The organism is Pulveribacter suum, assembly GCF_003013695.1.
In the GTDB taxonomy this organism is placed as follows: Bacteria; Pseudomonadota; Gammaproteobacteria; order Burkholderiales; family Burkholderiaceae_C; genus Melaminivora; species Melaminivora suum.
This window is the reverse complement of the sequence record NZ_CP027792.1, coordinates 1,708,591-1,732,195: the sequence shown is the minus strand read 5'-3', so window position 1 is coordinate 1,732,195 and position 23,605 is coordinate 1,708,591. Positions and strand designations below refer to the sequence as shown.

The following is a 23,605-nucleotide window of genomic DNA, read 5'->3' as shown; positions in this document are numbered from 1 at the left end:
CATGTCAGTCCAGCGGGTTGAGCAGCGCGGTGCGCGCTGCAATGAAAGCCTGCGCCGCACCATGGTGCAACGCATGGCGCCCGCCCGCAACCCGGCGCAGCCCCAGCGCCCACACGCCGGCGACGGCCGAGGTGCGCTGGCTGGCGAAGACGTGGGCCGACAACATCTGCGCCGGCGCCAGCCCGTCCAGGGCGACGTGGCATGCGTCCAGTTCGACAAAGTCCGCCAGCTGCCCGGCCTGCAGCCCGGCCACGGGCCGGCCGGTGGCGCGGGCCCCGCCTTGCACGGCCGCCAGCCACTGGGCGGTGGCCACTTCGGGCTGGGCCGGCGTGGCCAGCACGTTGCGCTCGCGCCGGGCCAGGCGCTGGCTGTACTCCAGCAGCATCAGCTCCTCGGCGGCGTTCACGCAGACGTGGCTGTCCGAGCCCAGCCCCCAAGCCCCGCCCAGGCCCTGCCAGCGGGCGGCGTCGAAGATGCCGTCGCCCAGGTTGGCCTCGGTGCTGGGGCACAGGCCGGCCACGGCGCCAGTGGCGGCGGCGCGGCGGTATTCGTCCTCGTCCATGTGGGTGGCGTGCACCAGACACCAGCGTTCGTCCACGGCCGCATGGTCCAGCAGCCATTGCACCGGGCGCTGGCCGCTCCAGGCCAGGCAGTCCTGCACCTCCTGCAGCTGTTCGGCGATGTGAATGTGCACGGGCGCGCGCGGGGCCACGGCATGCAGCGCCGCCACGGCGGTGCGCAGGCTGTCCGGCGGCACCGCCCGCAGCGAATGCGGAGCCAGGCCCAAATGTGCCTCCAGCCCTTGCGTATCAAGCGCCAGCAGCTCCAATAACGATAGCATGCTGTCGGTGTTGCGGAGGAAGCGCGCCTGGTCGGCCCGGGGCGCCTGGCCGCCAAAGCCGCTGCTTTGGTAGAGCACCGGCAGCAGCGTGATGCCGATGCCCGCCTCGCGCGCGGCGCGCAGCAGGGCGCGCGACAGGGTGGCGTCGTCGGCGTAGGGGCGGCCGCCCTCGTCGTGGTGCAGGTAGTGGAATTCGCAAACGCTGGTGTAGCCCGCCTCCAGCATCTCCACGTACAGCCAGGTGGCGATGGCGTGCAGCTGCTCAGGGGCGATGCGCGCGGCGAAGCGGTACATCAGGTCGCGCCAGCTCCAGAAGCTGTCGTGCGCCGTGCCGCGGTACTCTGTCAGGCCGGCGAAGGCGCGCTGGAAGGCGTGCGAATGCAGGTTGGGCATGCCCGGCAGCACCGGCCCGGCGGCGCGCGGCGCATCGCTCGGCGCGGCCTGGGGCGTGACGGCCGTCAGCAGACCTTGCGCGTCCCACTGCAGCAGCACGTCCTGCGCCCAGCCGCCGGGCAGCAGGGCGTGGCTGGCGAACAGGCAGTCGGGCTTCATCAAGCCAGCCCCCGCTGCACGATGCGGCCACCGCGCACGATGGTGTGGGCGCGCTGGCGCCCGAACCAGTAGGCCAGCTCGGCGGCCTCGGCCACCGGCCACAGCACGAAGTGCGCCGGGCGGCCGGCGGCGATCAGTCCGTGCGTGTCCTGCAGGCCCAGGGCGCGCGCGGCGTGCAGCGTGATGCCGGCCAGCGCCTCGGGCACCGTCAGGCGAAACAAAGTGCAGGCCATGTTGGCCATCAGCAGCAGGCTGAGGGCCGGCGAGGTGCCGGGGTTGTGGTCGGTGGACACGGCCATGGGCACGCCCGCGGCGCGCAGCGCGGCGATCGGCGGCAGCTGCGTATCGCGCAGCGTGTAGAAGGCGCCGGGCAGCAGCACGGCCACGGTGCCGGCCTGGGCCATGGCCTCCACCCCCGCCTGCGACAGATGCTCGATGTGGTCGCACGACAGCGCCCGGTAGCGCGCGGCCAGCTGCGCGCCGCCCATGTCCGACAGCTGCTCGGCGTGCAGCTTGACGGGCAGGCCCAGGCGCTGCGCGGCGGCGAAGACCTGCTCGGTCTCGGCCAGCGAGAAGGCGATGCGCTCGCAGAACACGTCCACCGCGTCCACCAGCCCCTCGGCGTGCAGGGCGGGCAGCATGTCGTTGCAGACGTGGTCGATGTAGTCCTGGCTGCGGCCGGCGTATTCGGGGGGCAGCGCGTGCGCGCCCAGGAAGGTGGTGCGCACCGCCAGGCCCGTGGCCTGGCCCAGGCGGCGCGCCACGCGCAGCTGGCGGCGCTCGTGCGCCAGCGCCAGGCCGTAGCCGGACTTGATCTCGACGGCGCACACGCCCTCTTCCATTAGCGGGCGCAGGCGCGCCAGGGCACAGGCGAACAGTTCGTCCTCGCTGGCGGCGCGGGTGGCGCGCACGGTGGAGGCGATGCCGCCGCCGGCGCGCGCCACTTCCTCATAGCTGGCGCCGGCCAGGCGCATGGCGAACTCGCCGGCGCGCTGGCCGCCATAGACCAGGTGGGTGTGGCAGTCCACCAGCCCGGGCGTGGCCAGCAGGCCGGCGCCGTCGTGGCGCGGCGCCTGCGCCCAGGCGGCGGGCAGCCGCGCGGCAGGCCCCACCCAGCGCAGCACGCCCTGGTGCACGACCAGGCTGGCGGCCTCGCCCTCGGCCAGCGGCTCGTCGGGCTGCGCCAGCCCGGGGGCCAGCTGCAGGCCATGCCACACGCCATCGGCATCGGTATGGGGTGGAGAAGCATCCATTGCTACCCTTTCAATAGCTGCCAGCGCTTGCTGGATAAGCGCTGGAGGCCGATTTCATTCATATTCAACCACGCTGCAGCCCGACCCAGGCCAGCGCCGCCGGCGGCTGCCCGCCGGGCAGGGGCGACAGTTGCAGCGCGTTGCCAGGCCCGCACCACCACAGGCCCTGGTCCGGCGCCAACCTCTCGCCCGCCGGCGTGCGCCACGTGCCCTGCAGCGCCAGGCACAGCCCGGCCGGGTACGGGCCGGCCTGCAGCGCCTGGCCCGTGACGGCCAGCGCGCCGCGCCAGGCGCCGCGGCGCAGCATCAGGTTGAAGTCGCTGGATGGCCCCGGGCCATCCCCCAGCAGCTGGCAATGCAGCGGCTCGTCGCCGCAAAAGGCAAAGGGCTGGTGCGGCCGGTCCAGCCGGTGCTCCAGCCCCTGGCCGCGCAGCAGCACGCCGCCGCCCTGCAGCAGCAGGATCTGCCGGTCCACGCCAGGGAAGGCCGAGAACGGCCCCGACTGCTCGATGCACGCCACGCTGGCGCGCCACTCGAAGCCGTCCATGCCGGCGCCGGGCGGCCAGCAGGCCAGCTCGCGCGTGGCGCCGCCGCCGTTCTTCCAGGGCGCGGGAGCGATAGCGGCGAGGTCGAAGCGCTGCATGGCCTCCGGCGGTCAGCCCACCAGCAGGGGAAACAGCGGGTGCTCCATGGGCGCGCCGGCGGGCAGTTCGCGCTCCAGCCCGGGAAAGTCGGGCGAGGTGGTCCAGCGGCGCGGCGCGTGGCGCGTGTCCTCGCCCATGAAGCGCACGGAAAACACGCGCCTGCGCCCCGGCCCCTCGAAGCCGCCAGCGCCATGCAGCGTCAGCATGTGAAAGCACACCACGTCGCCGGGCTCGACCTGCCAGCCCAGGATGGGGTGGGCCGCGCGGTCGGCCTCGATGTCGGGCAGATCCTGCAGGCTGCCTTCGGGGAACCACCGGGCCTGGTGGTCCATGAAGCTGCGGGGCATGAGCCATGGCCCCAGGTGCGAGCCGGCGACGAACTCCAGCGTGGATGCGCGCGGCACCGGGTCCACGGGGATCCACATGCTGATGTTCTGCCGGCCCTCGATGTTGTAGTAGGGCTGGTCCTGGTGCCAGGGCGTGCGCTGGCGCGTGCCCGGCTCCTTGACCAGCACGTGGTCGTGGTACAGGCGCACGCTGGGCGAACGCATCAGCTGCTGCGCCGCCAGGGCCACGGGTGCTTCGGTGACGAAGCGCCGGAATTGGCCGATGTCCTGCCAGTTGCAGAAGTCCTCGAAGAAACGGCCGGGGTCGTCGGGGCGGCTGGCCACCTTTGCCCGGGGGCTGGGCGCGGCCAGGTTGGCGTCGATGCCCTGGCGCAGCAGCGCCACCTCGTCCGGGTTCAGCAGTTGGCGCAGGCAGACGGCACCATCGCGCGCGAAGGCCTCGACCAAGTCGGGCGTGACGCGCTCCTGCACACGGCGCTTGATCTCGGGGGTGATGAAGGCTTGCATGACGGTCACCGCACCATGGGGAGGTTGAGGCCCTGGGCCTTTGCCGTGGCAATGGCCAGCTCATAGCCCGCGTCGGCATGACGCATGACGCCCGAGGCGGGGTCGTTCCACAGCACGCGCGCCAGGCGCTCGGCCGCCGCATCCGTGCCGTCGGCCACGATGACCACTCCGGAGTGCTGCGAGTAGCCCATGCCCACGCCGCCGCCGTGGTGCAGGCTGACCCAGGTGGCTCCGCCGGCGGTGTTCAGCAGCGCGTTCAGCAGCGGCCAGTCGCTCACCGCATCGGTGCCGTCCTTCATGGCCTCGGTCTCGCGGTTGGGGCTGGCGACGCTGCCGGTGTCCAGGTGGTCGCGGCCGATGACGATGGGGGCTTTGATCTCACCCGATCGCACCATCTCGTTGAACGCCAGCGCCGCCTTGTGCCGCTCGCCCAGGCCCAGCCAGCAGATGCGCGCGGGCAGGCCCTGGAAGGCGATGCGCTCGCGCGCCATGTCCAGCCAGCGGTGCGTGTGCGTGTTCTCGGGGAACAGCTCCTTGATCTTGGCGTCGGTCTTGTAGATGTCCTCGGGGTCGCCCGACAGCGCCACCCAGCGAAACGGCCCCTTGCCCTCGCAGAACAGCGGCCGGATGTAGGCCGGCACGAAGCCGGGGAAGTCGAACGCGTTCTTCACGCCCTGGTCGAGCGCCACCTGGCGGATGTTGTTGCCGTAGTCCACCGTCGGCACGCCCATGGCCTGGAAGTCGAGCATGGCCTGCACGTGCACCGCGCAGCTGCCGGCCGCGGCGGCGCGCAGGGCCGCGTGCTGCGCGGGTTCGGCGGCCGCCGCCTGCCACTGCGCCACGCTCCAGCCTTCGGGCAGGTAGCCGTTGACCAAGTCGTGCGCGCTGGTCTGGTCAGTCACGATGTCAGGCCGGATGCCGCCGGCGCGCGCGCGGCGCACCAGCTCGGGCAGCACCTCGGCGGCGTTGCCCAGCAGCGCGATGGAGACGGCTTCGCCGCGCGCCGTGTGCTGCGCAATCAGCGCCAGCGCGTCGTCGATGTCCCGCGCCTGCTTGTCCACATAGCGCGTGCGCAGGCGAAAGTCGATGCTGGACTGTTTGCACTCCACCGTGAGCGAGCAGGCGCCGGCGAGCGTCGCGGCCAGCGGCTGCGCGCCGCCCATGCCTCCTAAGCCGGCCGTGAGGATCCACCGGCCGGCGAGGCTGCCGCCATAGTGCTGGCGCCCGGCCTCGACGAAGGTTTCGAACGTGCCCTGCACGATGCCCTGGCTGCCGATGTAGATCCAGCTGCCGGCGGTCATCTGGCCGTACATGAACAGGCCCTTGCGGTCGAGCTCGTCAAAATGCTCCCAGTCAGCCCAGCGCGGCACCAGGTTGGAGTTGGCCAGCAGCACGCGCGGTGCGTTCTCGTGCGTCTTGAACACGCCCACGGGCTTGCCGGACTGGATCAGCAGCGACTCGTCGGCCTCCAGGTTCCTCAAAGACTCGAGGATCTGGTCGAAGCATTCCCAGTTGCGTGCCGCGCGGCCGATGCCACCGTAGACGACCAGCGCCTGCGGGTTTTCGGCCACCTCGGGGTCCAGGTTGTTCTGCAGCATGCGGTAGGCAGCCTCAGCCAGCCAGTTCTTGCAATGCAAGGTGCTGCCGCGCGGGGCGCGCACGGTGCGGCTGGCGTCCACGCGCGGGTCGGCCAGCGGGGCGGCGCTGCGCAGGATGGCGTCGTTGGCGTTCATGGAGAAGCTCCTTTAAAAAGCGTTGGCGTGGCTGGGCAGGCAGGCGGTGACGGCCCCCGGCCAGGCGGTGTGCGAGGCCCACAGGCGCATGGCCTCGATGTCGGGGGCGAGCAGCCGGTCGCGCTCGAGATAGGCGACCTGCTTCCGGATGGCGGCGAACTGTTCCTCGATCAGCGGGGAGGATGGGAGGCTGCGGTCGAACTCCATGCCCTGCGCGGCAGCCATGGCCTCGATGCCGACGATCACTGCCGTGTTGCGCGCCATCTCCAGCAGGCGGCGCGCGGCATAGGTGGCCATGGAGACGTGGTCTTCCTGGTTGGCCGAGGTGGGCAGGCTGGTCACGCTGCTGGGGGTGGCCAGGCACTGGTTCTCTGCCGCCAGCGCGGCGGCGGTGACCTGGGCAATCATGAAGCCGGAGTTCACGCCGCTGTCGGCCACCAGGAAGGCTGGCAGGCCGGACAGGCCGGGGTCCAGCAGCAGCGCGAGGCGGCGCTCGGAGATTGCGCCGATCTCGGCCAGCGCCAGGGCGATGATGTCGGCAGCGAACGCCACCGGCTCGGCGTGGAAGTTGCCGCCGGAAATCACTTCCCCTGTGTCGGTAAACACCAGCGGGTTGTCGGACGCGGCGTTGGCCTCAATGGCCAATACGCGCGCGGCATGCTGCAGGTTGTCCAGGCAGGCGCCCATGACCTGCGGGACGCAGCGGATGGAATACGGGTCCTGCACCCGGCCGCAGTTCAGGTGCGAGGGATCGATCTCGCTGCCCTCCAGCAGCGCGCGCACGGCCTGCGCCACGGCGATCTGCCCCGGTTGCCCGCGTGCGGCGTGGATGCGCGCATCGAACGGCTTGACCGAGCCCTTGATGGCCTCCAGCGTCAGGCAGCCCGAGACCAGCGCCGCGCCGAAGGCGCTCTCCGCCCCGAACAGCCCGGCCAGCGCCAGCGCCGTGGAGACCTGCGTGCCGTTGAGCAGCGCCAGCCCCTCCTTCGGCCCCAGCACGAAGGGTTCCAGCCCGATGGCCGCCATCGCCTCGCGCCCGCTCACCACCCTGCCCTGCACGCTCGCCTGGCCCTCGCCGATCAGCACGCAGGCCAGATGCGCCAGCGGCGCCAGGTCGCCCGACGCGCCGACCGAGCCCTTGGCGGGAATCACCGGCAGCACGTCGGCATTGGCCAGCGCCAGCAGCGCCTGCGCCAGCGCGGGCCGCACGCCCGAATGGCCGCGCGCCAGGCTCACCGCCTTGGTGGCCAGCACCAGGCGCACGACACCCTCCGTCAGGGGCTCGCCGGTGCCAACGCTGTGCGACAGCACCAGGTTGCGCTGCAGCTCGGCCAGCCGGTCGTGGGCGATCTTCGTGCTGGCCAGCTTGCCGAAGCCGGTATTGATGCCATAGACCACGGCGTCTTGCTGGACGATCTGCTGCACAGTAGCCAGCGATTCGGCCATGCCCTGCAGCGCGGCGGCATCCAGTTCCAGGCGCAGGCCGCCCGCCTTGATGCGCCGCAGTTCGGCCAGGGTGACGCGGCCGGGCCGCAGGACGAGGGACGGTGTGGCGCTCATGGATCTTTCCTGTATAGACAAGATCGGCAACGACACTACGCCTTTGCCCAGCATGTCACGGAACGGATTGCACCACTCGGCGGCCAACCTGTATATACAGGTTAAACCCCTAGCTCACTCGGTTTCAGCCCACCAGGGGGTTGCCATCCGCCTGCATGCGGCTGCCCAGGCGGTAGCGCGAGCCCGGGTGCAGGCAGCGCACCAAGGTCACCGGTACGCCGCCCAGCCAGGTGCGCCGCGTCAGCAGCAGGCACGGCGCGGCCTGGGGCATCTGCAGCAGGCGCGCCTGGTCGGGGGTGGGCAGCACGGCATCCACCACATGCTCCATCTGGTCATACGGCACGTTGCGCACCAGGTACTCCGACGGCTGCAGGCGCGAGAAGTCCTGCGCGCCAAAGTCCGGCGCCATGTGCGGGTTGACCCAGCGGTCCTCCAGTTGCACCGGCACGCCGTCCTCCAGGTGTACGCAGACGGCGTGGAACACCGATTCGCCGGTGCGCAGCTCCAGCGCCGCGGCGGCGTCCACGGGCGCGGGGATGCGCTCGACCAGCAGCACGCGGCAGGCGTAGTCGTGTCCGCGCTGGCGCACCTCGGCGGCCAGATTGGCGATGCGCAGCAGGGTGGACTGGGGCTTCTCCGGCGCCACGAAGCTGCCCACGCCGGCCACGCGCTCGATGCGCCCCTGCTCGGCCAGCTCGCGCAGCGCCCGGTTGACGGTCATGCGCGAGATGCCGAACTGCTGCACCAGCTCGTTTTCGGACGGCAGGCGGTCGCCCACCTGCCACTGGCCGTCCTGGATGCGGTGGGTGATGAAGTCCTTGACCTGCTGGTAGCGGGCCACGGCGACCGGGGCTTCGGCGCCCTGACGGGCCGGCAAGGTGGCGTTCCTGGCCATTCAGTGCAGCGCCCCGTGCAGGGCTTCGGCGCGGATCTCCTCCGTCAGCCGTGCCTTCAGCTCCATGAATTCGGGCGCCGTCTTGACGGTGTAGTGGCGCGGGTGCGGCAGCGGCACGGGCAACTCGGTCTTGATGCGGCCGGGCCGGGCGCTGAAGACGGCCACGCGGTTGGCCATGAAGATGGCTTCGTCGATGTCATGGGTGACGAACATCACCGTCTTGCGCTGCGCCTCCCAGATGGACAGCAGCAGCTCCTGCATCTGCACGCGGGTCTGGTTGTCCAGCGCGCCGAAGGGCTCGTCCATGAGCAGGATCTTCGGGTCGTTGGCCAGGGCGCGGGCAATCGCCGTGCGCTGCTGCATGCCGCCCGACAGCTGCTTGGGGTAGTGCTGCTCAAAGCCGGCCAGGCCCACCTTCACCAGAAAATAGTCGCTGCGTTCCTTTTGCTGCGCTGCAGGCACGCCGCGCTCGCGCAGGCCGAAGCGGATGTTTTGCTCCACCGTCAGCCAGGGAAACAGCGTGTAGCTCTGGAACACCATGCCGCGGTCGGCGCCCGGGCCCTGCACCGGCACGCCGTCCAGCAGCACGCGGCCGGCGGTGGGCTCGTCCAGGCCGGCGACGATGCGCAAGAGCGTGGACTTGCCGCAGCCGGACGGGCCCAGGATGGTGACGAAATCGTTGTCGCGCACATGGAAATCCACCGGCAGCAGGGCCTGGGTGGCCTGCCCGCGCGCGTTGGTGAAGGTGCGTGACACCCCTTGGATCAGAACCTCGCTCATTTACAGGGTGCTCCAGGCAAACAGGCGGCGGTTAGCCCACTTGAACAAGGCGTCCGACACCAGCCCGATCAGGCCGATGACGATGATGCCGAAGATGATCTGCCCGGTGTTGAGCAGCGCCTGGCTGTCGATGATCATGTGGCCGATGCCCGAGGACGAGCCGATCAGCTCGGCCACGATGACGTACGTCCAGGCCCAGCCCAGCACCAGGCGCAGGGTCTCGGCGATCTGCGGCGCGGCGCCAGGGATCAGCACGCTTTTCACGATGCCGCGCGGCGTGGCGCCCAGGGTATAGGCGGCCTCGACCAGGTCGCGGCGCGCATTGCCGACGATCACCGCCACCATCAGGATGATCTGGAACACCGAGCCGATGAAGATGACCAGCAGCTTTTGCAGCTCGCCCAGGCCCGCCCACAGGATCAGGAGCGGAATGAAGGCCGACGCCGGCAGGTAGCGGCAAAACGACACGAAGGGCTCCAGGAAGGCCTCCACCCCCTTGTGCGCGCCCATGGCGATGCCCAGCGGCACGGCGACGACCGCCGCCATGACGAAGCCGCCCAGCACGCGCCACACGGTCATGACGACGTCGTGGGCGAAGTCGAACTCGGCAAACAGCGCCCAGCCCTCGCGCAGCATCGTCGCCGGGCTGGCCAGGAACGTGGGCGAGACGTAGCCGCCGTGCGTGGCCAGCGCCCACACGGCCACGAACAGCACGAAGAACGAGGCGCCGAGCAGCCAGCGCGTGCCGGCACGCACGGGCTGCAGCGGCGCCAGGCGGCGGCGCGGGCGCGCGGCGGGCGCGGCCTGCGCCGCGGCCGGCGGCAGGGCTTGCGTCATGGGATCCATGAAAGGCTCAGGTCTCGCACGTCACTTGATGAAGCTGTCGTCAACCATGGCCGACCAGTTCTCGGGCATCTTGCGGATCACGCCGGCCTCCAGCAGGATGGCTGCTGCGTCCTTCATGAACTGCTGCAGCTCGCCGGCGAAGAACTTCTGGTTGGCCGCCTTGTCCTGCCAGCGCAGGAAGGAGGCCGACTTGCCAAACGCCTCGCCCGGCTGCTTGACCACCGCGCCCATGATGTCGTAGGCCCTGGCCTGGTCCGACTTGATCAGCTCCAGCGCCTCGAAGTAGGAGTCGGCCAGTGCCTTGGCGGCCTGCGGGTTCGCCTTCAGCCACTCGGGCGCGCAGCCCACCGTGTCCATGATGTGCGGGAAGTCCAGCGTGGTGGCCAAAATTTTGCCGGCGTCCGGGTTGGCGCGCACGGTGGACAGGTACGGCTCGTATGTCACGGCGGCGTCGTTCTGGCCGGTGACGAAGGACTGCGCCGCCGGCTGGGGCGCCAGCGTGGCGGTCTTCACGTCCTTGATCTTCATGCCGTTCTTGGACAGCAGCCAGGCAAGCGTGAAGTACGACGCCGTACCGGGCGCGTCCACCGCCACCGTCTTGCCCTTGAGGTCGGCAAAGGTCTTGATGTCGTTGCGCACCGCGATACCGTCCGCGCCGTAGGACTTGTCAAGCTGGAAGATCTGCACGATCGGCACGCCGTTGGCGTTCCAGGCCACGTGCGTCTCCACCGTGGTGGCGGCGCACTGGATGGCCTTGGAGGCCAGGGCCAGGTGGCGGTCCTTTTGCGGGATCATCTTCAGGTCCACGTCCAGGCCGTGCTTCTTGAAGATGCCCGCCTTGTCGGCCAGCGACAAGGGCGCAAACCCCGTCCAGCCGGAGATGCCCAGGGCCAGCTTGGTCGCCTGCTGCGCCTGGGCGGCGCTGCCCAGTGCCAGGGCCATGCCCGCCACCACCATGGCGCCCATGCGCGCCACCGTTGTCCGCCGTGCCATCAGTTGTCTCCCGATCGAGTGGGTGTTTGAAAGAAGAAGGTGAAAAAGGAAGGGGAAGTGAAGGCGCATGATGCGCGCGGGCCCCTACCTGTCTATACAGGGATAACACGCACCTGTCCGGCCCTGCCGGTGCCCTTGGCGACACTTTCTATAATCGCGCCACCTATGGTCCGGTGGCTGCTCGCTGTCTTTACTCTGCATTTCCTGCTGGCAGCGGGCGCGTCCGCCTTCGCCGCGGTGCCGCCCGCCGCCCTGGCGACCGGCCACGCCGGGCATTGCAGCGCCGCGCAGCACCAGGGCTTTGGCGATATGAAGGCCGCCATCGCGGCCGATGCCCCGGGCGACTTCGCCGCCGACACGGCGGCCGATTGCAGTATCGACCTGCCGGACGACCAGCAATTCCAGCGCCCGGCACCGCTCGTGCAGGGCACGCACTTTCCCTGCCCCCAGCTGCGCAGCCCCCTGCTGGCATCGCGCACGCCCCAGCGGCAGCTGCGCCCCCCGCGCGCCTGAGCCGCGCCGGCCCCGCCCGGGCCGTCCGCCTCTGCCGCCCGCCCCTGCCGCCCTTCTTCGCAGCGCCCGCGCCGGGCGCCGCCCCTTGCACTCTCTTTCCTCAGGATCCGTCTATGCGACTGACCACCCGCGGCAAGCTTGCCGTGACCGCCATCACCGACCTGGCCCTGCACTCGCATGGCCAGCCCGTGCCCCTGCCCGCCATCAGCGCGCGCCAGGGCGTTTCTCTGTCCTATCTGGAGGACATCTTCAGCGCCCTGCGCCGCGCCGCGCTGGTGACCAGCACGCGCGGGCCGGGCGGCGGCTACATGCTGACGCGCGAGCCGCGCGAGCTGACCGTGGCGCAGATCATCACTGCCGCCGAGGCCGCCCTGGCTGCGCCCGCCAGCCCGCGCACCGGTAGCGGCGAGGACATGACGTCCGAGCTCTGGGCCAGCTTTCAGTCACGCGTCATGGACTACCTGCAATCCATCACCGTGGCCGACCTGCTGGCGCACCACGTGGCCGCGCGTTCGCCGGCCGTGGTCAGCCCGCCAGCGCGCAGCAAGGCCCGGCCGGCGCGCCAGACACCGGCGCCGCAGGTGCCCAATTCGGTCTTCGCGCTGGGCCTGACGCCGCTGTAGCTGGAGGTGCTCCGGACACAAAAGTCACCGCTGCCTCACCTTGGTGACAGTAGCTCCGGGTAATCCCGCAGATCTCCTGCCTACAATCCGTCCCTCGGTCGGCAGCGGCTCGGCCCTGCCGGGATGGATTTCATGAGGAGGTGGCGGGCTTTGTCTGGGATGGAAGTGAAACGCAAGCCGGCCGGCGCGGCCGGCTTCGCGCTGGCCTATAACCCGGCGCTGGACGGCCTGCGCGCCGTGGCGATCGTGCTGGTCGTGCTCTCGCACGCCCATGCGCCGCTGTTTGATGGCGCCTTCTACGGCGTGGACGTGTTCTTCGTGCTCAGCGGCTTCCTGATCACCGCGCTGCTGCTGATGGAGCGCGAGCGCACGGGCGGGCTCGACTACTGGCGCTTCTATCGCCGCCGCCTGTTGCGCCTGATGCCGGCACTGGCCCTGTTTTTGGCCGCCTACGTGCTGCTGGCGCCCTTCATCTGGCCCGATCTGACGGACATCTATTCCGACGCGCTGGTCTCGCTGCTGTACCTGGCGGACTACGGCATCGCCTTCTTCGACAGCCCGGACACGCTGCTGCACATGTGGTCGTTGTCGGTGGAAGAGCATTTTTACCTGGTATGGCCGCCGCTTTTGATGCTGATCGTGCGGTTTTCTCCCAAGGGCCGGTTGTGGCGCCCGGTGGCCGGGCTGGTGCTGCTGGCCTGGCTCTGGCGCGTGTTCTGGGTGCTGCAGGGCCAGCAGTTCTACGAGATCTTCTTTCGCTTCGACACCCGCGCCACGGGCCTTTTGATGGGCGCGCTGCTGGCGGCCCTGATGCACGAGCAGCCGGCCTGGTTCACCGCGCTGCGCGCGCGGCTGTCCCACGGCCTGTGGTTCGTGCTGGCAGTGCCGCTGCTGATGGAGCAGGGCTGGGACGACATGAACGCGCTGGCCTGGGGCATGACGGTGGTCGAGCTGGCCACCGTGGTGGTGCTGATCGCCGTGCTGCAGCGGCGCGGCCCGGCCTACGAGATGCTGAGCACGCCGGCGCTGGTGTGGGTGGGCAAGCTGTCCTATGGCATCTATCTGTGGCACTACCCCATCGTGCGCTGGCTGCGTGCCGATCTTCCCTGGCCACTCACGGTGGCGCTGGGTCTGGCCCTGTCCACGGCGCTGGCGGCGCTGTCGTACTGGACGGTGGAGCGCTGGGCCATGCGCCTGCGCGACGGCGGGCCACCGCGCCCGGCAGGCAAGCAGGCCGCGCGCCAGCCGGCCAACCTGGCGATGTCGGGGCGCTGAGCGCCGCGCCTGGGCAGCGGCAGCGGCAGCGGCAGCGGCAGCGGCAGCGGCAGCGGCAGCGGCAGCGGCAGCGGCAGCGCTATATAAAGCATAGCTGCCGCCGCTTGACTGGCGCTGGTCTGAGCTACAAATCCTATTGAAACTGGCCTGAAGCAAGCGCTGCCAGCTATGCCTTGCATAGCGCGAACAGGCCCGCCGCACTGCCGCTACACTGCGCCCTCTTGCTTGCCCAGCCCCCAGCCCGTCAGCGGCGCCAGGGGGCGCGCAGGCTTTTTTGCCCTTTGCGCGCGCCTGCCCTGCCTTGATGTCCACGGTCTTCAACTTCACCTTCGTGCCCTGGTTCCGGTCGGTGGCGCCCTACATCCACAAGTTCCGCAACCAGACCTTCGTGGTGGGGCTGACGGGCGAGGCCATTGCCGCCGGCAAACTGCACAGCATCGTGCAGGACCTGGCCATGATCCAGGCCATGGGCGTGAAGATCGTGCTGGTGCACGGCTTTCGCCCCCAGGTCAACGAGCAGCTGGCCGCCAAGGGCCACGAGGCGCGCTACTCGCACGGCATGCGCATCACCGACCCGGTGGCGCTGGACAGCGCGCAGGAAGCGGCCGGCCAGCTGCGCTACGAGATCGAGGCCGCCTTCAGCCAGGGCCTGCCCAACACGCCCATGGCCGGCGCTCGGGTGCGGGTGATTTCGGGCAACTTCCTGACGGCGCGGCCGGTGGGCATCGTGGACGGCGTGAACTTCCAGCACACCGGCCTGGTGCGCAAGGTGGACGTCGAAGGCATCCGCCGCACGCTTGAGTCGCAGGCGCTGGTGCTGATTTCGCCCTTTGGCTTTTCGCCCACGGGCGAGGCCTTCAACCTGGCGATGGAAGAAGTGGCCACGCGCGTGGCCGCCGAGCTGCAGGCCGACAAGCTGCTGTTTCTGACCGAGGTGCCGGGCGTGCTGACCCAGCCCTTCGAGCCCGCTGGCGACGACAACCCCATCGACACCGAACTGCCCCTGGCCGCGGCGCGCCGCCTGCTGGGCCAGCTGCCGCCGGCGCTGCAGCCCACCGACGTGGCCTTTTACCTGCAGCACTGCGTGCGCGCCTGCGAGCACGGCGTCGAGCGCAGCCACATCCTGCCGTTTGCGGTGGACGGGGCGCTGCTGCTGGAGATCTACGTGCACGACGGCATCGGCACCATGGTCATCGACGAAAAGCTTGAGGAGCTGCGCGAGGCCACCATCGACGACGTGGGCGGCATCATCCAGCTGATCGAGCCGTTCGAGCGCGACGGCACCCTGGTCAAGCGCGACCGCACCGAGATCGAGCGCGACATCGCCAGCTACACCGTCATCGAGCACGACGGCGTGATCTTCGGCTGCGCCGCGCTGCACCCCTACCCCGAGGCCCGCACGGCCGAGATGGCCGCCGTCACCGTGTCCTCGCAAAGCCAGGGCACGGGCGACGGCGAAAAGCTGCTCAAGCGCATCGAGCAGCGCGCCCGCATGCTGGGGCTGGACAGCATCTTCGTGCTCACCACCCGCACCATGCACTGGTTCTTGAAGCGCGGCTTCGCGCCGGTGGACCCGGACTGGCTGCCCGAGGCGCGCAAGCGCAAGTACAACTGGGACCGCAAGAGCCAGGTGCTGGTCAAGAAGCTGCACCCGTAGGCCGCCGTCCTACGCCTGCGCAGGCCGCTGCTCGCACGGGCGACGCAGGCGGGCCGCCGTAACGTCCGGGCCAAGGAGATAAAGGCCATGGACGCTTTGACATACCGCGACCGCAGCGAGGCCGGCCAGGTGCTGGCACGCGCACTGGAGCATTACCGCGGCGCCCCGAACGCGCTGGTGCTGGCGCTGCCGCGCGGCGGCGTGCCCGTGGCCTACGAGGTCACGCACACGCTGGGCCTGCCGCTGGACGTTTTTCTGGTGCGCAAGATCGGCCACCCTGAACGGCGCGAGTTCGCCGTGGGGGCGCTGGCCAGCGGCGGCGCGCTGGTGCTGGAGCCCCATGCCGGCCAGGTGCAGCGGCCGGCGCTGGACGACGTGCTGCAGCAAGAAACGCTGGAGCTCGAACGCCGCGAGCGCTTGTACCGGCGCGAGCGCCCGCTGCCCCCGCTGGCCGGGCGCACGGTGATCGTGGTGGATGACGGCGTGGCCACCGGCGCCAGCATGCGCGCCGCGGCGCAGGCCATCCGCGCGCAGGGCCCGGCGCGGCTGGTGCTGGCCGTGCCGGTGGGCGAGCCCGAGGTCTGCCAGGCGCTGCGCACGCAGGCGGACGAAGTCATTTGCCCTCGCCAGCCCCAGCCCCTGGGCGCCGTGGGCCGGTGGTACCAGGACTTTGCCCAGCTGGATGACGAGCAGGTGCTGGCCTACCTGCAGCGTGCGCAGCAGCAGACCGCGGGAGCGCAGCCATGAGCCTGCTGGACCGCCAGGAACATCGCACGGGCGGCGGCGCCGAGGGCCTCCAGGACGACGCCCGCCTTCTACATGCCCTGCGGCCCCACCTGCGTGCCTTCGAGCGCGCCGACACCGCGCCCGGCCTGCTGGAGCTGATTGGCGATGCGCGCTTCGTGCTGATCGGCGAGGCCAGCCACGGCACGCACGAGTTCTACCTGGAGCGTGCGCGGCTGACGCGCCGGCTCATCACCGAGCACGGCTGCACCGCCGTGGTGGCCGAGGCCGACTGGCCCGATGCCCTGCGCGTGGATCGCTACGTGCGCGGCCGCTCGGATGACGTGGACGCCGAGGCCGCGCTGGCCGGCTTCGAGCGCTTTCCCACCTGGATGTGGCGCAACACCGTGATGCGCGAATTCGTCGAATGGCTGCGCGAGCACAACCGCAGCGCCCCGGCCTCGCGCCAGGTGGGCTTCTTCGGCATGGACCTGTACAGCATGTACGCCTCCATCCGCGCCGTGGTCGCCCACCTGCAACAGGTGGACCCGCAGGCCGCTGCCCGGGCCCGGGCACGCTACGGCTGCCTGGACCACCGCGGCGGTGAGGACAGCCAGGCCTATGGCTACGCCGCGGCCTTCGGCGCCGTGCCCAGCTGCGAGGACCAGGCCATCGAGCAGCTGCTGGAGATGAACCGCCGCACCGGCGCCACGCTGGGCACCGACCGCGACGAAGCCTTTTACGCCCAGCAAAACGCCCGCCTGGTGCGCAATGCCGAGGAGTACTACCGCACCCTGTTTCGCGGGCGCGTGTCGTCGTGGAACCTGCGCGACACGCACATGGTGCAGACGCTGGCCGCGCTGGACAAGCACCTGCACACCACGCGCGGCGCGGCGCCGCGCATGGCCGTGTGGGCGCACAACTCGCACCTGGGCGATGCCAGCGCCACCGAGATGGGCCAGCAGGGCGAATGGAATGTCGGCCAGCTGGTACGCGAGCGCTGGGGGCGCGAATCCGTTGCGATCGGCCTGTCCACCTACCACGGCAGCGTGACGGCGGCCTCCGAGTGGGACGGCCCGGCCGAGCGCAAGCGCGTGCGGGATGGCTTGCCTGGCAGCTTCGAGCAGCTCTTTCACGACAGCGGCATGGCGCGGCTGTGGCTGCCTCTGCGCGACCAGCCGCAGGTGGCGCAGCTGCTGCAGCGCGAGCGCCTGCAGCGCGCCATCGGCGTCATCTACCAGCCCGATACCGAGCGGCACAGCCACTACTTTCACACGCGCCTGCCGGGGCAGTTCGATGCGCTGCTGCACATTGACCGCACCCATGCCCTGCAGCCGCTGGTGCCCGAGCGGCGCTGGCACGACGGCGAAGGCGAGGTGCCCGAGACCTGGCCGAGCGGGCTATAGGAAGAGAAGGATCAGCGGGCCGCGCGCCGGCCGCCGCGCGCCAGCAGCAGCACCAGCGCCAGGCTCATGAGCACGAAGCAGATGAAGGACCAGTTGGCGATGGAGCCGCCCAGGAAGGTCCAGTCCACCGCCGTGCAGTCGCCCGAGCCACGAAAGATCATGGGGATGGCGCGGCTGAGGGAATAGTTCTCGATCATTCCGTAGAAGTCGCGCCCGCAGGTGGCGACCTCGGGCGGGTACCACTGCAGCCAGCTTTGGCGCGCCGCCACGAAGGCGCCGAAACCCGCCGCCAGCAGGGCCAGCGCGGCCCAGCCCATCCACCAGCCTTTTCGGGCTCCAGCGCTTGCCAGTGCTGCGGTAACAGCTACAAAAATAAGAGCATACCGCTGGACGATGCACATCGGGCAGGGCTCCAGCCCCACCACGTATTGCAGGTACATGCCGAAGGCCAGCAAGCCTGCGCAGACGGCGGCGATCAGGCCCAGGAGGCGGCGTGGCGCCGTATCGAACCAGTGGAGCAGCATGAGGGAGCTTGTTCTTTCTGTCGTTGGAGGGTGGACGCACGGGCCGGCCGCGGCGCCTTTCACTCCTGCTGAAGACAAGAAGAAAGAACGCTCAGATGCCGGCAGCCTGGTCGAGGAACACCTTGGCGCGCCGCGGCGTCACCACCAGCGTCTCGCCTTCGCGCAGGCCCATATCGTGGAACTGCTGCGCGGGGATTTGCGCCTCGATCAGCGCGTCAGATTGCGCATTGTCCGCCGATTGGTGGCTGCCTTCGGGGATAAGTTCCAGCCGCGCGATCGGCCCCACAACGATGGCGCGCGCCAGCTGCGCGACGATGCCGCTGGGCCGGCCCTCGGCGTCCAGCGCCTGGCCGGGGGAGTAGCGCTGCACATCCAGATCGTGCGGCCGCACATAGGCAAAGGCGGCCGAGCCCTCGGCGCCGGCGGCCTCGCTGCTGTCCAGCTGCATGCCGTCGTCCAGGTGGATGCGCCCGCCGGCGGCGCGGCCCTTGAACAGGTTCACGTCGCCCAGAAAGCCATAGACGAACGGGCTGGCCGGGTTGTCCCAGACCTCGCGCGGCGTGCCTTCCTGCTCGATGCGGCCCTGGTTGATGACGACCACGCGGTCGGCCACCTCCAGCGCTTCCTCCTGGTCGTGCGTCACGAAGATGCTGGTCACGTGCAGCTCGTCGTGCAGGCGGCGCAGCCAGCGGCGCAACTCCTTCCTGACCTTGGCGTCCAGCGCGCCGAAGGGCTCGTCCAGCAGCAGCACCTGCGGTGCCACCGCCAGCGCGCGCGCCAGGGCGATGCGCTGGCGCTGGCCGCCCGACAGCTGGGACGGATAGCGATCGGCGATCCAGTCCAGCTGCACCAGCTTCAAGAGGTCCATGACCTTCTGGCGGATGACGCTCTCGGCGGGCCGCTCCTTGCGCGGCTTCATGCGCAGGCCGAAGGCCACGTTGTCGAACACCGTCATGTGCCGAAACAGCGCGTAGTGCTGGAAGACGAAGCCCACGCCGCGCTCGCGCACGTGCACGTCGGTGGTGTCTGCGCCAGCGAAGTGGATGCTGCCCGCGTCGGGCGTCTCCAGGCCGGCGATGATGCGCAGCAGAGTGGTCTTGCCGCAGCCCGACGGCCCCAGCAGCGCGATGAGTTCGCCGGAGCGGATGTCCAGGTTGACGCCCTGCAGCGCCTGGAAGCCGCCGAACCGCTTGCTGACGTTGCGAATTTCGATGCTCATAAATCAATAGCTTTCAGCGCAGTGCTGGCGCGGCTTGGGGCCGCTCCGGGGGCAAGGCGGCAGCGGCCTTGCGCTCCTGCTCGCTCTTCCACTCGGCCACCGTCTTGATGACCAGCGTGACCAGGGCCAGCAGGGCCAGCAGCGAGGCGGCGGCGAACGCCGCGACCGACTGGTACTCGTTGTAGAGAATTTCCACGTGCAGCGGGATGGTGTTGGTCTGCCCGCGGATGTGGCCCGAGACCACCGACACCGCGCCGAACTCGCCCATGGCGCGCGCGTTGCAGAGGATCACCCCGTACAGCAGGCCCCACTTGATGTTGGGCAGCGTCACGTGGCGAAAGGTCTGCCAGCCGCTGGCGCCCAGCACCACGGCGGCCTGCTCCTCGTCGTTGCCCTGCGCCTGCATCAGCGGGATCAATTCGCGCGCGATGAAGGGGAAGGTGACGAACACGGTGGCCAGCACGATGCCCGGCACGGCGAAGACGATCTTGATGTCGTGCTCCGCCAGCCAGGGGCCCAGCCAGCCGTTGGCGCCGAAGACCAGCACGTACATCAGGCCGGCGACCACTGGCGAGATGGAAAACGGCAGGTCGATCAGCGTGGTCAGAAAGGCCTTGCCGCGGAACTCGAACTTGGCAATGCACCAGGCCGCCGCCACGCCGAACACCAGGTTCAACGGCACGGCGATGGCCGCGGTGATCAAAGTCAGGCGGATGGCGGACCAGGCATCGGGCTCGCGCAGGCCGGCAAGATACGCATCCAGCCCCTTGCGCAGCGCCTCGGTGAACACGGCGGCCAGCGGCAGCACCAGGAACAGCAGCAAAAAGACCAGCGCAACGCCGATCAGCACGCGGCGCACCCAGGGCGCCTCGGTGGTGCCGGCCCGGGCGCGGCGCGTGGCGGGAGAGGCTCCGCCGCTCATGCCGGCATCCCCGAGCGCTTGCGCTGCCAGGCCTGCAGTGCGTTGATGACCAGCAGCATGGCAAACGAGATGACCAGCATGACCACGGCCACCGCCGTGGCGCCGGCGTAGTCGTACTGCTCCAGCTTGCCGATGATGATCAGGGGCGTGATCTCGGAGACCATGGGCATGTTGCCGGCGATGAAGATGACCGAGCCGTACTCGCCGATCGCGCGTGCGAACGCCATGGCGAAGCCGGTCAGCAGCGCCGGCAGGATGGCCGGGAAGATGACGTGGCGAAAGATCTGCCAGCGCGTGGCGCCCAGGCTGGTGGCCGCTTCTTCCAGCTCCTTTTCGGTGTCTTCCAGCACCGGCTGCACCGTGCGCACCACGAAGGGCAGGCCGATGAAGATCAGCGCGATCACCACCCCGTTGGGGTTGAAGGCCAGCTGGATGCCCAGCGGCTCCAGGTACTGTCCGACCCAGCCATTGCCCGCCAGCAGCGCCGTGAGCGAGATGCCGGCGACGGCCGTGGGCAGGGCAAAGGGCAGGTCCACCAGCGCGTCCACCAGCTTCTTGCCAGGGAACTGGTAGCGCACCAGCACCCAGGCGATCAGCAGGCCGAAAACCAGGTTCACGCAGGCGGCGATGAAAGAGGCGCCGAAGGTGAGCCGGTAGGAGGCCAGCACGCGCGGCGCGGCCACGGCCTCCCAGAACTGGGGCCAGGTGAGCGAGAAGCTCTTGACCACCAGCGCCAGCAGCGGGATGAGCACGATGATGCTCAGGTAGAACAGGGTGTAGCCCAGCGTCAGGCCGAAGCCGGGCAGCACGCGCCGGCCCTTGCGCCGGCGCGGCGCGTCAGGCCGGGCCCCACCTGGCGGGCTCGCCAGCGTCAGCGTCGTCATGGCGAAGTGCTTACTTGCCGGGCTGGTAGAGCTTGTCGAACTGGCCGCCGTCGTTGAAGTGCACCTTCTGCGCTTCGGTCAGGCTGCCAAAGTATTTGGCCACCGTGAACTGCTGGATGGGCTTGAACAGGTCGGCGTGGCGCTTGAGCACGGCCTCCGAACGCGGGCGGATGGCGTGTTTGGCGGCGATCTCCTGCGCCTCATCGGAGTACAGGTAGTCCAGGTAGGCGCGGGCCAGCTCGCCCGTGCCCTTCTTGGCCACGGTGCGCTCGACCACCGCCACCGGGTTCTCGGCCGTCACGCTGGAGGAGGGGTACACGGCATCGACCTTGCCCTTGCCGAACTCGCGCTCGACCGACACCACTTCCGATTCGAATGTGATCAGCACGTCGCCGATGTTGCGCTGCAGGAAGGTGGCCGTCGCGTCGCGCCCGCCCTTGGCCAGCACCGGCACGTTCTTGTACAGCTTGCCGACGAACTCCGCCGCCTGCGCGTCGGTGCCGCCCTTCTCGCGCACGCTGCCCCAGGCGCCCAGGTAGGCGTAGCGGCCGTTGCCGCCGGTCTTAGGGTTGACCACGATGACCTTCACATCGGGGCGGATCAGGTCGTCCCAGTCCTTGATGTTCTTGGGGTTGCCATGGCGCACCAGGAACAGCATGGTGGACGTCGTGGGCGAGGCGTCATGCGGAAATTTCTTTGCCCAGTCCTTGGCCACCACGCCGTTGTCGGCCAGGAACTGCACGTCGGTCGTGGTGTTGAAGGTCACCACGTCCGCGGCCAGGCCGTCGTTCACGGCGCGCGCCTGGGCGCTGGAGCCGGCGTGCGACTGGTCCACCTTGACCTGCACGCCCTTGGTCTTTTGGTAGTGCGCGATGAAGGCCTGGTTGTAGTCCTTGTAGAACTCGCGCGCCACGTCATAGCTCACGTTCAGCAGCGAGTTGGCCTGCGCCGCAGCCAGGCCGCTGGCAGCCAGGGCCACGGAGGCAATGAGGGTCTTGAGGGCGGTTTTCTTCGAGGTCATCGGTACAAATCCTGGGCTGTAAGAAAGAGCTCAGCGCATTGTCCCGATGCCTGCTTAGATCTCAAAAGAATATATTATTTTAAAATTATCAGATTTTGGAATAAGAAGCCGCCTCGGCCGCCTCTTCAAGGCTGACGCGCGGCGGCAGCTCCTCCCCCAGGAAGTCCAGAAAGCTGCGCACCCCGGGCGCCAGGCCCCGGCGCGACGCAAACACCGCATGCACGATGCCGCGCGCCGGCGCCCATTCGGGCAGCAGCCGCACCAGCCGGCCGGCCTGGATGTCGGGCATGCACATGTAGTCGGGCAGCCAGCACAGGCCCGTGCCGGCCAGGGCGGCAAAGCGCAGCGTCAGCAGGTCGTCGGCCACGTAGCGCGGGGCAAGGTGCACCGTCTCCTGGCGCCCGCCGGGCCCGCGCAGGGCCAAGCTGGAACGGCCCTCCGCCGCGGACATGGCCAGCGTGTCCATGCGCTGCAGGTCGAGCAGCGTGGCGGGCGTGCCCTGGCGCGCCAGCTGCGCCGGGCTGGCCACCAGGAACTGGCGGCCCTCGCCCAGGCGCTTGACCACCATGCTGGCACTGTCGTCCACCGAGCTGCGCACGCGCAGGGCCACGTCCACGCCCTCTTCCACCACGTTGACCACGCGGTTGCTGACCTGCATCTCCAGCCGCACGGCCGGGTGGCGCGCCAGGAAGTGCGGCACCAGCTCGCCCAGCACCGACTGCGCCAGCGTCACCGGGCAGGTCACGCGCACGGTGCCGCAGGGCTCGCTGTGCACCTGATCTACGGTGTCCTGCGCGGCCTGGGCTGCCTCGCGCAGCGCCAGGCAGTGGCGCAGATAGGCCTGGCCCACCTCGGTCAGCGACAGGCTGCGCGTGGTGCGCTGCAGCAACCGCACGCCCAGGCGCGACTCCAGCTCGGCCACGCGGCGCGACAGGCGGGACTTGGGGATGCCCAGCGCCCGCCCGGCCGCGGCAAAGCCGCCACGCTCGGCCACCTCGGCGAAATACAGCATGTCGTTGAGGTCCTGCACCGCGCATCTCCCGCTGGCTGTTCCAATATCAGGACAATCTATCGCGCTTTCTCCGGGTTATCAAGTTTTAGTCCCAAGGACACAATCTATACATGCGCCCCTTTGCGGGTTTACCCATACAAGACCGTTACGAAGAAGGACTTCCCATGCGACTGCTGCACATCGACTCGGCCATCACCGGCGACCAATCCGTCTCCCGCCAGCTCAGCGCCGACATCGTGCGCGCCTGGCTGGCCAGCCACCCGGGCACCGAGGTGGAGCATCTGGACCTGGTGGCCGACGCGCCCGCGCACTTCACCGTGGATGCGCTGGCGCCACGCACCGGGCAGACCGACGGCCTGAGCGAGGCCCAGGTGCGCGAGAACGCCGTTTCCGAGCGCCTGGTGCGCCAGTTCCTGGCGGCAGACGTGGTGGTCATCGGCGCGCCGCTGTACAACTTCACCATTCCCACCCAGCTCAAGGCCTGGATCGACCGGCTGGCCCAGCCCGGGCGCACCTTCCGCTACACCGCCAGCGGCCCCGAGGGCCTGGCCGGCGGCAAGACGGTCATCGTGGCCTCCAGCCGGGGCGGGCTGTATTCGACCAGCGAAGCCGGCCGCGCCATGGAGCACCAGGAAAGCTACCTGCAGACCATCCTGGGCTTTTTCGGCGTGACGGACGTGCGTATCGTGCGCGCCGAAGGCGTGGCCCTGGGCCCCGAGGCGCGGGCCGCGGCCCTGGCTGCTGCGGCCGCCGACATCGACACGCAGGTGGCGCCCCGCGCCGCCAACCAGGAGCGCCTGAGCCAGGTCGCCTGACGCCAGGCGTCAAGGCTTAAAAATGGCTCCAGCGCCCGCCAGTCAAGCGTAAGCAGCTAC

The 23,605-nt window shown here is 69.7% G+C and carries 23 protein-coding genes; 7 read left to right on the top strand and 16 right to left on the bottom strand.

Annotated features, from left to right (window positions below; all coding sequences use genetic code 11):
- Positions 1–4 precede the first annotated feature (4 nt).
- From C7H73_RS08015 to C7H73_RS07970, 10 genes are all read right to left on the bottom strand, one after another.
- The gene (locus C7H73_RS08015) at positions 5–1,393 is read right to left on the bottom strand and encodes a formimidoylglutamate deiminase (protein WP_106846156.1); all 1,389 of its coding nucleotides are present in this window, start codon (positions 1,391–1,393) and stop codon (positions 5–7) included.
- Positions 1,393–2,646 (bottom strand): imidazolonepropionase, encoded by a 1,254-nt coding sequence (hutI, locus tag C7H73_RS08010; RefSeq protein WP_106846155.1) that lies wholly within the window; start codon positions 2,644–2,646, stop codon positions 1,393–1,395. Before hutI ends, C7H73_RS08015 begins: the two co-directional genes overlap by 1 nt.
- A 64-nt stretch (positions 2,647–2,710) precedes the next feature.
- Positions 2,711–3,289 carry a HutD/Ves family protein gene (locus C7H73_RS08005; protein WP_106846154.1) on the bottom strand — a complete coding sequence of 193 codons (579 nt, stop codon included), beginning with the start codon at positions 3,287–3,289 and terminating at the stop codon, positions 2,711–2,713.
- A gap of 12 nt (positions 3,290–3,301) precedes the next feature.
- Positions 3,302–4,144, bottom strand: a complete 843-nt coding sequence (locus tag C7H73_RS08000) for a phytanoyl-CoA dioxygenase family protein (RefSeq protein WP_106847592.1) — start codon at positions 4,142–4,144, stop codon at positions 3,302–3,304.
- 5 nt (positions 4,145–4,149) lie between these two features.
- Entirely contained in the window at positions 4,150–5,877 is a 1,728-nt protein-coding gene (hutU, locus tag C7H73_RS07995) for a urocanate hydratase (RefSeq protein ID WP_106846153.1), read from the bottom strand.
- Positions 5,878–5,889: 12 nt separating this feature from the next.
- Entirely contained in the window at positions 5,890–7,437 is a 1,548-nt protein-coding gene (hutH, locus tag C7H73_RS07990) for a histidine ammonia-lyase (protein WP_106846152.1), read from the bottom strand.
- A gap of 124 nt (positions 7,438–7,561) precedes the next feature.
- Positions 7,562–8,332 carry a histidine utilization repressor gene (hutC, locus tag C7H73_RS07985; RefSeq protein ID WP_106846151.1) on the bottom strand — a complete coding sequence of 257 codons (771 nt, stop codon included), beginning with the start codon at positions 8,330–8,332 and terminating at the stop codon, positions 7,562–7,564.
- Complete coding sequence (locus tag C7H73_RS07980) at positions 8,333–9,112, bottom strand: ABC transporter ATP-binding protein (protein WP_106846150.1); 780 nt, start codon at positions 9,110–9,112, stop codon at positions 8,333–8,335.
- The gene (locus C7H73_RS07975) at positions 9,113–9,949 is read right to left on the bottom strand and encodes an ABC transporter permease (protein ID WP_106846149.1); all 837 of its coding nucleotides are present in this window, start codon (positions 9,947–9,949) and stop codon (positions 9,113–9,115) included.
- Positions 9,950–9,979: 30 nt separating this feature from the next.
- Positions 9,980–10,924 (bottom strand): ABC transporter substrate-binding protein, encoded by a 945-nt coding sequence (locus C7H73_RS07970; RefSeq protein ID WP_405124791.1) that lies wholly within the window; start codon positions 10,922–10,924, stop codon positions 9,980–9,982.
- A gap of 192 nt (positions 10,925–11,116) precedes the next feature.
- Between C7H73_RS07970 and C7H73_RS07965 the strand changes: the two genes are divergently transcribed.
- The 6 genes from C7H73_RS07965 to C7H73_RS07935 all read left to right on the top strand — a co-directional run bounded on the left by C7H73_RS07965 (position 11,117) and on the right by C7H73_RS07935 (position 17,148).
- Positions 11,117–11,464: a hypothetical protein gene (locus tag C7H73_RS07965; protein WP_106846147.1), complete on the top strand. Its 348-nt coding sequence runs from the start codon at positions 11,117–11,119 to the stop codon at positions 11,462–11,464.
- Between the two features lie 113 nt (positions 11,465–11,577).
- Positions 11,578–12,087: an Rrf2 family transcriptional regulator gene (locus tag C7H73_RS07960; protein ID WP_106846146.1), complete on the top strand. Its 510-nt coding sequence runs from the start codon at positions 11,578–11,580 to the stop codon at positions 12,085–12,087.
- A gap of 159 nt (positions 12,088–12,246) precedes the next feature.
- Complete coding sequence (locus C7H73_RS07955) at positions 12,247–13,362, top strand: acyltransferase family protein (RefSeq protein WP_106846145.1); 1,116 nt, start codon at positions 12,247–12,249, stop codon at positions 13,360–13,362.
- Between the two features lie 304 nt (positions 13,363–13,666).
- The gene (gene argA, locus C7H73_RS07945) at positions 13,667–15,019 is read left to right on the top strand and encodes an amino-acid N-acetyltransferase (protein ID WP_106846144.1); all 1,353 of its coding nucleotides are present in this window, start codon (positions 13,667–13,669) and stop codon (positions 15,017–15,019) included.
- An 87-nt stretch (positions 15,020–15,106) separates the two neighbouring features.
- On the top strand, positions 15,107–15,766 hold the full coding sequence (locus tag C7H73_RS07940; protein WP_106846143.1) for a phosphoribosyltransferase: 660 nt from the start codon (positions 15,107–15,109) through the stop codon (positions 15,764–15,766).
- Positions 15,763–17,148: an erythromycin esterase family protein gene (locus C7H73_RS07935; RefSeq protein WP_106846142.1), complete on the top strand. Its 1,386-nt coding sequence runs from the start codon at positions 15,763–15,765 to the stop codon at positions 17,146–17,148. The genes C7H73_RS07940 and C7H73_RS07935 overlap by 4 nt, the downstream gene beginning before the upstream one ends.
- 11 nt (positions 17,149–17,159) lie before the next feature.
- Here C7H73_RS07935 and C7H73_RS07930 read toward each other — a convergent pair whose 3' ends face one another.
- The 6 genes from C7H73_RS07930 to C7H73_RS07905 form a co-directional block, all read right to left on the bottom strand.
- Positions 17,160–17,672 carry a disulfide bond formation protein B gene (locus tag C7H73_RS07930; protein ID WP_106846141.1) on the bottom strand — a complete coding sequence of 171 codons (513 nt, stop codon included), beginning with the start codon at positions 17,670–17,672 and terminating at the stop codon, positions 17,160–17,162.
- Positions 17,673–17,763: 91 nt separating this feature from the next.
- Entirely contained in the window at positions 17,764–18,891 is a 1,128-nt protein-coding gene (locus C7H73_RS07925; protein WP_106846140.1) for a sulfate/molybdate ABC transporter ATP-binding protein, read from the bottom strand.
- Positions 18,892–18,904: 13 nt separating this feature from the next.
- Positions 18,905–19,813, bottom strand: coding sequence for a sulfate ABC transporter permease subunit CysW (cysW, locus tag C7H73_RS07920; RefSeq protein ID WP_106846139.1), 909 nt, complete (start codon positions 19,811–19,813; stop codon positions 18,905–18,907).
- On the bottom strand, positions 19,810–20,697 hold the full coding sequence (gene cysT / locus C7H73_RS07915) for a sulfate ABC transporter permease subunit CysT (protein WP_106846138.1): 888 nt from the start codon (positions 20,695–20,697) through the stop codon (positions 19,810–19,812). The genes cysW and cysT overlap by 4 nt, the downstream gene beginning before the upstream one ends.
- A 10-nt stretch (positions 20,698–20,707) precedes the next feature.
- Positions 20,708–21,718 carry a sulfate ABC transporter substrate-binding protein gene (locus tag C7H73_RS07910; protein WP_106846137.1) on the bottom strand — a complete coding sequence of 337 codons (1,011 nt, stop codon included), beginning with the start codon at positions 21,716–21,718 and terminating at the stop codon, positions 20,708–20,710.
- Positions 21,719–21,806: 88 nt separating this feature from the next.
- The gene (locus tag C7H73_RS07905; protein WP_106846136.1) at positions 21,807–22,748 is read right to left on the bottom strand and encodes a LysR substrate-binding domain-containing protein; all 942 of its coding nucleotides are present in this window, start codon (positions 22,746–22,748) and stop codon (positions 21,807–21,809) included.
- 146 nt (positions 22,749–22,894) lie between these two features.
- Here C7H73_RS07905 and C7H73_RS07900 point away from each other — a divergent pair, with 146 nt between their 5' ends.
- On the top strand, positions 22,895–23,545 hold the full coding sequence (locus C7H73_RS07900; RefSeq protein WP_106846135.1) for an FMN-dependent NADH-azoreductase: 651 nt from the start codon (positions 22,895–22,897) through the stop codon (positions 23,543–23,545).
- Positions 23,546–23,605 lie beyond the last annotated feature (60 nt).